This is a genomic window from Demequina silvatica, assembly GCF_000971215.1.
GTDB classification, from domain to species: Bacteria; Actinomycetota; Actinomycetes; order Actinomycetales; family Demequinaceae; genus Demequina; species Demequina silvatica.
Genome location: NZ_BBMA01000002.1, coordinates 607,936 through 617,907, shown reverse-complemented (window position 1 = coordinate 617,907; position 9,972 = coordinate 607,936). Strand labels below are relative to the sequence as shown.

Annotated in this window: 11 protein-coding genes; 8 read left to right on the top strand and 3 right to left on the bottom strand. The window is 72.6% G+C overall.

All coding sequences use genetic code 11. From position 1 onward, the window contains the following. The 8 genes from AOM05_RS02940 (at nucleotide 1) to AOM05_RS02905 (ending at nucleotide 8,265) form a co-directional block, all read left to right on the top strand. A complete protein-coding gene (locus AOM05_RS02940; protein WP_062519282.1) occupies nucleotides 1-957 on the top strand; it encodes a serine/threonine-protein kinase in 957 nt (318 codons plus the stop codon). Between the two features lie 43 nt (nucleotides 958-1,000). Further along, nucleotides 1,001-3,124, top strand: coding sequence for a Stk1 family PASTA domain-containing Ser/Thr kinase (gene pknB / locus AOM05_RS02935; protein WP_062519281.1), 2,124 nt, complete (start codon nucleotides 1,001-1,003; stop codon nucleotides 3,122-3,124). A 67-nt stretch (nucleotides 3,125-3,191) separates the two neighbouring features. Continuing rightward, entirely contained in the window at nucleotides 3,192-4,274 is a 1,083-nt protein-coding gene (locus AOM05_RS02930) for a polyprenyl synthetase family protein (protein ID WP_062519279.1), read from the top strand. Beyond that, on the top strand, nucleotides 4,271-5,164 hold the full coding sequence (locus AOM05_RS02925; protein WP_062519277.1) for a phytoene/squalene synthase family protein: 894 nt from the start codon (nucleotides 4,271-4,273) through the stop codon (nucleotides 5,162-5,164). The genes AOM05_RS02930 and AOM05_RS02925 overlap by 4 nt, the downstream gene beginning before the upstream one ends. After that, nucleotides 5,161-6,777: a phytoene desaturase family protein gene (gene crtI / locus AOM05_RS02920; RefSeq protein WP_062519275.1), complete on the top strand. Its 1,617-nt coding sequence runs from the start codon at nucleotides 5,161-5,163 to the stop codon at nucleotides 6,775-6,777. Before AOM05_RS02925 ends, crtI begins: the two co-directional genes overlap by 4 nt. After that, the gene (locus AOM05_RS02915) at nucleotides 6,774-7,100 is read left to right on the top strand and encodes a lycopene cyclase domain-containing protein (RefSeq protein WP_062519273.1); all 327 of its coding nucleotides are present in this window, start codon (nucleotides 6,774-6,776) and stop codon (nucleotides 7,098-7,100) included. Before crtI ends, AOM05_RS02915 begins: the two co-directional genes overlap by 4 nt. Continuing rightward, a complete protein-coding gene (locus tag AOM05_RS02910; RefSeq protein ID WP_062519271.1) occupies nucleotides 7,097-7,396 on the top strand; it encodes a lycopene cyclase domain-containing protein in 300 nt (99 codons plus the stop codon). The genes AOM05_RS02915 and AOM05_RS02910 overlap by 4 nt, the downstream gene beginning before the upstream one ends. Next, the gene (locus AOM05_RS02905; protein WP_062519269.1) at nucleotides 7,393-8,265 is read left to right on the top strand and encodes a prenyltransferase; all 873 of its coding nucleotides are present in this window, start codon (nucleotides 7,393-7,395) and stop codon (nucleotides 8,263-8,265) included. Before AOM05_RS02910 ends, AOM05_RS02905 begins: the two co-directional genes overlap by 4 nt. Nucleotides 8,266-8,277: 12 nt before the next feature. Here AOM05_RS02905 and AOM05_RS02900 read toward each other — a convergent pair whose 3' ends face one another. From AOM05_RS02900 to AOM05_RS02895, 3 genes are read right to left on the bottom strand one after another with little or no spacing between them, the layout of a single operon-like run. Then, nucleotides 8,278-8,904: an aminodeoxychorismate/anthranilate synthase component II gene (locus AOM05_RS02900; RefSeq protein WP_062519266.1), complete on the bottom strand. Its 627-nt coding sequence runs from the start codon at nucleotides 8,902-8,904 to the stop codon at nucleotides 8,278-8,280. After that, nucleotides 8,901-9,068 (bottom strand): hypothetical protein, encoded by a 168-nt coding sequence (locus AOM05_RS14130; RefSeq protein ID WP_156165005.1) that lies wholly within the window; start codon nucleotides 9,066-9,068, stop codon nucleotides 8,901-8,903. The genes AOM05_RS02900 and AOM05_RS14130 overlap by 4 nt, the downstream gene beginning before the upstream one ends. After that, a complete protein-coding gene (locus AOM05_RS02895; RefSeq protein ID WP_062519263.1) occupies nucleotides 9,065-9,865 on the bottom strand; it encodes a class E sortase in 801 nt (266 codons plus the stop codon). The genes AOM05_RS14130 and AOM05_RS02895 overlap by 4 nt, the downstream gene beginning before the upstream one ends. Between the last annotated feature and the right edge of the window lie 107 nt (nucleotides 9,866-9,972).

The following is a 9,972-nucleotide window of genomic DNA, read 5'->3' as shown; positions in this document are numbered from 1 at the left end:
ATGGGCATCCACGCAGGCACCACCCTGGGCGGGCGCTACGTCCTGCGCTCCCTCCTCGCCGTGGGCGGCATGGGAGAGGTGTGGCGCGGCACCGACGCGGACCTCGACCGTGAGATCGCGATCAAGGTCCTCAAGGACGGCGCCGCGGAGAACGAGACGTTCCTCAAGCGCTTCCGCAACGAGGCCAAGAACGCCGCCGGCCTGCTCCACGGCAACATCGCGCAGGTGTTCGACTTCGGCGAGCACGACGGCACGCCGTACATCGTGATGGAGCTGGTGGAGGGCGAGCCGCTGTCCTCGATCCTCGAACGCGAGCGCACCCTCGACGAGTCGCGCCTCATCACCATCCTGCGCCACACGTGCCGCGGCCTCGACGCCGCGCACGCCGCCGGGATCATGCACCGCGACGTCAAGCCGGGCAACCTGCTGGTCCAGGAGGGCGACCGGGTCAAGATCACCGACTTCGGCGTGAGCCGCGGCACGGACCAGACCACGCTCACCGCGACCGGCATGGTGATGGGTACCGCGCAGTACCTCGCGCCCGAGCTCGCGCTCGGCAAGCCCGCCACCCCGGCGTCCGACCTCTACGCGCTGGGCATCATCGCGTTCGAGGCGGTCGCGGGAAAGCGCCCCTTCACGGCCGCGAGCGCCGTCGACATCGCGATCGCCCAGGTCAACGACCCGGTCCCGCCGCTGCCGGGAGACGTGTCGCCCGAGCTCGCGACCCTCATCACCCGGCTGCTCGAGAAGAACCCCCGCCGCCGCCCGGCCTCCGCGCTCGAGCTGGACCGCCTGCTCGCGGAGCTGACCCTGGTCGAGCCGGGCAGCGGAGCCCGGGTTCCCGTCGAGGCCTCGCTGCCCGCCTCCCCGCCGCGTCGCGCCATGCCGCCCAGCATCGCTCCCCGCGAGTACCGCCCCCGCCCCGACGTCGAGCGTCGGCGGCCGGGAACACGGTAGATGCGACAATGGCCCCCGAACACGGACCACTAAGGAAGAGTGAATGAACGACGAACCGAAGATCCTCGCCGGACGGTATGAGGTCGGGGACCTCATCGGCCGGGGTGGGATGGCCGAGGTGCATGTCGGCTACGACACGCGCCTCGGACGCACGGTCGCGATCAAGATCCTCCGCGCCGACCTCGCGCGCGACCCGTCGTTCCAGACCCGCTTCCGCCGCGAGGCCCAGGCCGCCGCCGGACTCAACCACCCCAGCATCGTCGCCGTGTACGACACGGGCGAGGACGCGTTCGTCAACCCCGACGGCAACCGGCAGGCGGTGCCGTTCATCGTCATGGAGTACGTCGAGGGCCACACGGTTCGCGAGATCCTCAAGGGCGACGTCGCGGCCCCCATCGACGAGGCGGTCGAGATCACCGCCGGCGTGCTCGCCGCGCTCGACTACTCGCACCACGCGGGCCTGGTCCACCGCGACATCAAGCCGGCCAACATCATGCTCACGCCCACCGGCGCGGTGAAGGTCATGGACTTCGGCATCGCGCGCGCCCTCGCGGACTCGGGTCAGACCATGACCCAGACGCAGGCCGTGGTGGGCACCGCCCAGTACCTGTCGCCCGAGCAGGCGCGCGGCGAGAACGTCGACGCCCGCTCCGACCTCTACTCGACCGGCTGCGTGCTCTTCGAGCTGCTCACCGGCCGCCCGCCGTTCATCGGCGACTCGCCCGTGTCCGTCGCGTACCAGCACGTGCGCGAGCCCGCGCCCAAGCCGTCGCAGTTCGCCTCCGACGTCCCGGCCGAGCTCGACCAGGTGGTCGGGCGCGCGCTGTCGAAGAACCGCGACGAGCGGTACTCGAGCGCCCAGGAGTTCCTCGCGGACCTCCGCAGCGTGATGGCCGGCGACGGCGTGTCCCCGACCACCGGCGCGATCGCGCTCGGCTCGGCCGCGCTGGGCGCGGGCGCCGCAGGCGTGGCCGCCGCCGCGATGGCCGGCGAGGACGGCGCTCCCATCACGGGCGCCACCGAGATCATGCCCGAGGCCACCGTCGCCGGTCAGACCGCGGTCATGCCGGCCGGCGCCTGGGGCGCGGACGGCCAGGCGGCTGCCGGCGGCACCCCTGCCACCGCGGCCGTCGACACCATCGACGACGAGGAGGACGAGGCCGCGCTGCGCAAGAAGCGCATCATCCAGTGGTCGCTCCTCGGCGCGGCGCTGCTCGCGGCCGCGCTCGTCATCGCGGCGCTGTTCATGATCAACCGCGACGCCCCCGGCGTCGAGCCCAGCCCGTCCGCCGCGCGCGTCGAGATCACCGATCTCGAGGGCATGACGCAGCAGGAGGCGCAGGCGGAGCTCGACCGGCTCCAGCTCGCCGCGGAGTTCAAGACGGAACCCTCGGACACCATCGAGGAGGACCTGGTCACGCGCACCAACCCCAAGGCGGGCCGCAACGTCGACGAGGGCTCCACGGTCACCGTGTTCCTGTCGACCGGCCCCGACGTGGTCGAGGTCCCCGACGTCAAGGGCTACACCGAGGATGACGCGATCAAGGCGCTGGAGGATGCCGGCCTGCGCGTGGTCGCGCGCGACACGGTCGACGACGCGAGCCTCGACGCCGGCCGCGCCTCCAAGACCGACCCCAAGGCCGGGGAGATGGTCGCGAACGACTCGACGGTCACCCTCTACCTCGCCTCGGGCCTGGTGAAGCTCCCGGACCTCACCGGCCAGTCCATCGAGCAGGCGCGCCAGAAGCTCGGCCGCCTCTCCCTGGTCCCGTCGGAGAGCTACCAGGAGACCACCGACGTCGAGGACGGCACCGTCATGAGCCAGGACCCGGGCGAGGGCCGCGTGGAGCGCGGCTCGACCGTGAGCCTGGTGGTCGCGCAGGCGCCGTCGACGGTCGCGGTGCCGGACGTGCTCGGCAAGTCGCAGAACGCCGCCAAGGCGGACCTCGAGGGCGAGGGCCTCGCGCTCGGCGACGTCACGGTCGACACGAGCGAGGCGAACGTCGACATGGCCGGCACGGTCAAGTCCACCAACCCGAACGCCGGCACGCAGGTCGCGCCGGGCACCGTGGTCTCGCTCATCATGTGGTGCGACGTGCGGTCGGTGCTGGTGACGCCGGACCCGAACGTCCCCGACACGACCGAGCAGCAGTACGTCTGCCGCTGATCACTTTTCGAGAACAGTCGGCCCCTGGGGGAATACCCCCAGGGGCGCCGCTGTCTATCCTGTCGTGATGACGCCGCTGGGGACCGTTGACGGGGTACGCGCCTTCGTCGAGGCCAATCTCGACGACGTGCGCGCGACGCTCGACTGCCACGTCGAGCGCGCCATGCTCGAGCTGCCCTCCGCGGGCGCCGACTACCGCGACCTCTGGGCGTCCATAGGCGAGCAGTACCTGGGCGGCAAGGACCTGCGCCCGTCTCTCACGCTCGCCGCCTACGCGGGCCTCGGAGGCGAGGACCCCGAGGCCGCGGTGCCCGTGGCCGCCGCGATGGAGATGCTCCACACGGCGATGCTCATCCACGACGACCTGCTCGACGGCGACGAGGTCCGTCGCGGCCGCCCCAACGTGGCCGGCACACGCCGTGCCGCCCTCGCGACCAGCGGCCTCCCCCCGCAGCAGGTGGAGTCCCACGTCCTGTCCGCCGCCCTCCTGGGAGGCGACCTGGCCCTCGCATCGTCCTACGACCTGATCTCCCGCGCGAAGCTGCCCGCCCACCACCGCATCGCGTGCCTCGACCTGGTCACGCGCGCGATCCGGACCACCATCGCGGGCGAGCTGCTCGACATGTACGGCGGCATGGTCGCCCCCGAGCAGGCGGACTCGCTGGTGGTCGCGGAGCTGAAGACCGCGACGTACTCGTGCATCGTGCCGCTGCTCGCGGGCGCGCAGCTCGCGGGCGGCGACCCGACCATGGTGAGCCACCTCGAGAAGCTGGGCGCCTCGCTGGGCCTGAGCTTCCAGCTGGTGGACGACGACCTGGGCGTGTTCGGCGACCCCGCCGTCACCGGCAAGTCCGTCCTGTCGGACCTGCGCGCCGGGAAGCGCACCGAGCTGCTGCGCCTGGGCTTCCAGCGGGCCGATGCGGCGGGCAGGGCCGTCCTCGAGGCCGCGGTGGGCGACCCTCACCTGGATGACGACGGGGCCGCCCGCGTGCGCGAGGTGCTGGTCGCCTCGGGCGCGCGCGAGCAGGCGCTGCGCACCGCGCGCCAGCACGGCCGCACGGCGCGGCGCATCGCGTCGGAGCGGATCCCGGCGCCGCTGTCGGGCTACCTCGTGGACCTCATCGACAGCCTCGCGGACCGGCTGTCGTGAGCCGCCGCTCGCGACGGCGACGGCACGACGACGGCGCCGCCAGCCTCGCCCTCTACGACGCCGCGGCACGCGACGCCGCCGCGCGGGTGATCGCCCGCTACTCGACGTCCTTCGGGCTCGGGACCCGGCTGCTCCCGCGGGACCAGCGCGCGCACATCAGGGACGTGTACGCGATGGTGCGCGTCGCGGACGAGATCGTCGACACCTACCGCGGCCCCGACGCCGGCGAGCTGCTCGACGCCTTCGAGGCCGAGGTCCACGCCGCGATGGACCGCGGCTTCAGCACGGACCTGGTCGCGCACGCGTTCGCGCTCACGGCGCGCGAGGTCGGGATCACGCGGGAGCAGACGGAGCCGTTCTTCGCCTCGATGCGCATGGACCTCTCCACCGCCGCCCACGACGAGGAATCCCTGGCGCGCTACATCTTCGGCTCCGCCGAGGTGGTGGGGGAGATGTGCCTGGCCGTATTCGTCAACACGGGCGCCGGACCGCGGCCGCTCGACCCCGACGTGCGCGCCGGCGCGCGCCGCCTGGGCGCCGCGTACCAGAAGGTCAACTTCCTGAGGGACCTCGCGACGGACGACGGCGACCTGGGACGCAGCTACTTCCCCGGCGTCACGGCGGCGACGCTGGACGATGCGCGGCTCGCGGGCCTCGTCGAGGAGTGCCGGGGGGACATCGCGGCGGCCCAGCAGGTGCTCGGCGCGCTGCCCCCGCGGGCGCGCGCGGCCGTGGGCACCACGATCGACATCTACGCGCGGCTGCTCGACCAGATCGCGGCCACGCCGGCGCGCAGGCTGGTGACGCGACGCGTGCGGGTGCCCAACCCCGTCAAGGCGTCCCTCGCCGCCCGCAACCTCCTTGCAGTCCGGTCGCGGAGGACCCCATGAGCGGCCCGCGGGTGGTGGTGATCGGCGGCGGCGTCGCGGGCCTCGCGACCGCCGGCCTGCTCGCGCGCGGCGGCGCCCAGGTGGTGCTGCTCGAGAAGCACGCGACCCTAGGCGGACGCATGGGCCGCGTCGAGGTCGCCGGCCACACGTTCGACTCGGGACCCTCGTGGTACCTCATGCCCGAGGCCTTCGCGCATTGGTTCGCGCTCATGGGACGGGACGTCGAGCAGGAGCTGGACCTCGTCGACCTCGACCCCCGCTACCGCGTGTTCTTCGAGGGCGCGGATGCGTGGGAAGCCGCGTCCACGCTCGACGTGTCCGCGGACCCGGAGGAGAACTGGCGCCGCTTCGACGCGCTGAGCCCGGGCGAGGGCGCGGCCATGCGCGACTACGCCGAGGAGGCGGGCGTGCTCTACCGATTCGCGCTCGAGCGCTTCCTCTACACCACCTTCGCACGCCCGCAGGGCGTGGTGAACGCCCAGGTGATGCGCCGCCTGCCGCTGCTCACGGGCCTGCTCACCCGCTCGCTCGGCGCGCGCATCGCGTCGCGGGTGCGCGACCCGCGGCTGCGCCAGATCCTGGGCTTCCACGCGGTGTTCCTGGGCTCCTCGCCCGACCGGGCACCCGGCCTGTTCTCGCTCATGAGCCACCTGGACCTCACCGACGGCGTGCGCTACCCGCGCGGCGGCATGTACGCGCTCACCGAGGCGATCGCGCGCGTCGCCCGCGAGGAGGGCGCGGAGCTGCGCACCGGCTCGCCCGTCGCGGGCGTCCTGGTGGACGACGCCGGCTTCGCGACGGGCGTCACCCTCGAGTCCGGCGAGGTGGTCCGGGCCGATGCGGTGGTGGGCGCCGCGGACCTCCACCACCTGGAGACGGCGCTGGTACCGGAACGCTGGCGGTCGCACCCCGAGAAGTCCTGGCGGCGTCGCAAGCCCGGCGTGAGCGCCCTGCTGGTGATGGCGGAGGTCGACGGCGACGTCCCCGAGCTGGCGCACCACAACCTGCTGTTCACGCGCGACTGGGACGCGCACTTCGACGCGATCCTCGCGCGCGACCTTCCACCGGTGCCCGCGTCCATCTACGTCTCCCGCGTAGGCGCCACCGACCCCTCGGTATCACCTCCGGGCAAGGACTCCCTGTTCATGCTGGTGCCGTTCCCCGCGGACACGTCGTTGGGCGAGACGCCCGAGTCGCGCGCGGCGCTCATGGCGCTGGGCCGGAGGTACCTCGCCCAGGTGGGGACCTGGGCCGGGGTGCCGGACCTCCCCGAGCGCTCCACGGTGCTGCGCGTCACCACCCCGTCGGACTTCGCGACGCAGATGGGCGCGTGGGAGGGCGGGGCGCTCGGGCTCGAGCACACCCTCACCCAGTCCGCGCTGTTCCGTCCGGCGAACGTCTCCTCGAAGGTGCCCAACCTGCTGTACGCCGGCGCGTCCACCGTGCCCGGCATCGGGGTGCCGCTGTGCCTCATCTCCGCGGAGCTGGTGGCGAAGCGGCTGCTCGGCGCGGTCGACGTGGGGCCGCTGCCCACGCCCGCCCCGCCCGGTTTCCTCGCGCGCTCGCGCGACCGCGGCGTCCTGGGCAACCTCGCGCGGCGGGCCCGCGCGTGACGTCCTTCGCGTACCTCGGCGCGCTGCTCGTGTCGATCGCCGGGCTGGGCCTGCTGGATTGGCGCCATCGCGTCGCGGTGTTCGACCGGCCCCGCGCCGCGCTCCTCACCGTCGCGATCGCGGTCGCGTTCTTCCTGGTGTGGGACGCGATCGGGGTGGGGCTGGGGATCTTCTTCATCGGCGAGGCGCCGTACCTCACCGGTGTGCTCCTGGCGCCCGAGGTACCGCTCGAGGAGCTGTTCTTCCTGGTGCTGCTCGCCTACCAGACACTCCTCCTGTGGCGCTGGCTCGACCGCCGGCACCGCGCGAAGGAGCCCGCATGACCTACGTGCTGCTGTCCGTCGCCGTCCTCGCCCTCCTCGCGGCGGTGACGCTGCCCACGCTCAGGCGACTGCCGCATCGTCCCCTCCTCATCACCGGGCTGGTCCTGATCCTCCTCACCGCGATCTTCGACAACCTCATCGTGGGCCTCGGAATCGTGGCGTACGACGAGTCGCTGATCTCCGGCGTCCGCGTGGGCACCGCGCCGGTGGAGGACTTCGCGTACACGCTCGGCGCGGTGATGCTGGTGCCGGCGCTGTGGACCTGGCTCTCGCGGAAGGAGCCCGCACGGTCATGAGCACGCTCGCCGCGCTGGTGCGGGCCTCCCGCCCCGTGTCCTGGATCAACACCGCGTTCCCGTTCGCCGCCGCGTACCTGCTGGTGACGCACCAGGTGGACGCGGTGCTGGTGGTGGGGACGCTGTTCTTCCTCATCCCGTACAACCTGCTGATGTACGGCATCAACGACGTGTTCGACTACGAGTCCGACCTCGCCAACCCCCGCAAGGGCGGCATCGAGGGGGACGTGATCCGGGACCGGGCGGAGGCGCGGCGCGTGCACCGGGCGATCCTGTGGGCGTGCGCGATCACGGTTCTGCCGCCGTTCGTGTGGCTGCTGCTCCAGGGCACGGTGGCGGCGGGCGTCACGCTCGTGCTGGTGCTGTTCGGGGTGGTGGCGTACTCGGCGCCGGGGCTGCGGTTCAAGGAGCGGCCGTTCCTGGACTCGCTGACGTCCGCGCTGCACTTCGCGGGGCCGCTGATCTACGCGCTGGTGCTGGCGGGGGAGTCGCTGCTCGATCCGGGCGCCTGGCCGGTGTGGGTGGCGTTCACCCTGTGGGGGATGGCCAGCCACGCGTTCGGCGCGGTGCAGGACGTGCGCGCGGACCGCGAGGGCGGGATCGGCTCGGTCGCGACGGTGATCGGGGCGCGCGCGACCGTGTGGTTCTCGATCGCGCTGTACGTCGCCTCGGCGCTGGTGCTGCTGGCGCTGCCGTGGCCGGCGCTGCTCGCGGCGCTGCTGCCGCTGGCGTACGTGGCGTCGGTCGCGAGGTTCGTGCGGGTCACCGATGAGACCTGCGAGGAGGCGAACCGCGGCTGGCGGACGTTCCTGTGGCTCAACCAGCCCGTGGGATTCGCGGTGACGATGCTGGTGATCGCCGCCTGGTGAGGCGTCGGGCCCCTACCGCCGCACGAGCGGGCTCAGCCCCGCCGACCGGCCCTCGGCGTCGGGCATGCCGCACACCTCGAGCCAGTTGGCGAGCAGGCGGTGTCCGCCCTCCGTGAGCACGGACTCCGGGTGGAACTGCACGCCGTGCAGCGGAAGCGACCGGTGCTGGAGCCCCATGATGATGCCGTTCGCGGTCGAGGCGGTCACCTCGAGCTCCTCGGGCACGGTCGGGTTCTCGACCGCGAGCGAGTGGTAGCGCGTCGCGGTGAACGGCGACGGCAGCCCGACCAGCACGGAGTCGCCCGAGTGCGTGACGGCGGAGGTCTTGCCGTGCATCAGCTCGGGTGCGTGCGAGACCACGCCGCCGTAGACCTCCGCGAGCGCCTGGTGGCCCAGGCAGATGCCCAGCATGGGCACCCCGGCGTCCGCGCATTGGCGGATGACGTCCATCGAGGCGCCGGCCTCGGCCGGCGTGCCGGGCCCAGGGGAGATCAGCACCCCGTCGTAGCCGGTCACGTCGCCCGCGGCGGCCACCGCATCGTTCCTCACCACCACCGTCTCGGCGCCCATCTGGCGCAGGTAGCCGACGATCGTGTAGACGAACGAGTCGTAGTTGTCGACGACGAGGATCCGGGTCATGGCGCGGTCTCCACATTCTGGTCCTGGATATCGAAGGTGACCGAGAACCACGGGTACACCCATTGGAAGAGCACCGCCACCACGGCGGCGAGGAGCAACAGCAGCAGGATCACCTTGACCCACCTGGGGCCGGGCAGCACGCGCCACACGAACGGGAAGATCATGGCTGCGGGATCTCCTCGAGGATCTCGGCCGGCACGCCGATGCCGGTGGGCGCCCAGTACTCGAGCTCGCCGTGCACCACGTAGCGCTCGGCGGCGGAGTACATCGGGTGGCAGGACGTGAGCGTGATGTAGCGCCCGTCGGGCGCGGCGTCGAGGTCGCCGGGCTTGGGCGCGATCACCTCGACCTGGTCCGGGTAGACGATCAGATGGTCGGTGACCCGGTAGACGTACCAGGCCTCCTCGGTCTGCACCACGAGCGCGTCGCCCTTCTCCAGCTCCGCGATGCGGTGGAACGGCTTCGCGTACGTGGTCCGGTGCGCCGAGATCGCGAAGTTGCCGAGCGCGCCGGGCATGCCCGTCCCCGGGTAGTGCCCGATCCCGAGCACGTCGAGCACCTCGGTGCGGGTCACGCCCTCGGAGATCGGCTTGACGTAGTCGGTGCCCCAGCGCGGCACGTAGAACGTGGCGAAGGTGGTGGTGAACTCCGGCTCCTCCATCACGGGCGCGCTCTCCGGCGGCATCTGCGCGCCCACGGGGATCACCTCGGGCCCCTCGGGCGCGGCGCTACCGGCCGTGACGGGCTCCGTGTACGCCCAGTCGAGCGTCTCGAGCACCTGCTCCTGCTCCTTGCCCGCGATGACGTCCGTGTAGAACAGCTGCCACACCACGTACAGCCCGATCACGGCGCCCGCGATGATGAGGAGCTCCCCGAGCAGCGACACCAGGCGCGCGCCCACGCCCGCGCGACGGCCGCGCGCGGCGCCGGGCTCGGTGGGGACCTGCGCGGGAGCCGACATGATGGACCAGCCTACGGGAGCCCCGCACCAGCGGGAATCCCGCTCGGGCACCCCCACTCGGTACCCTGGGCGCACACCCCGCGCGCGTGCGCGGGCGAAGGATGCAC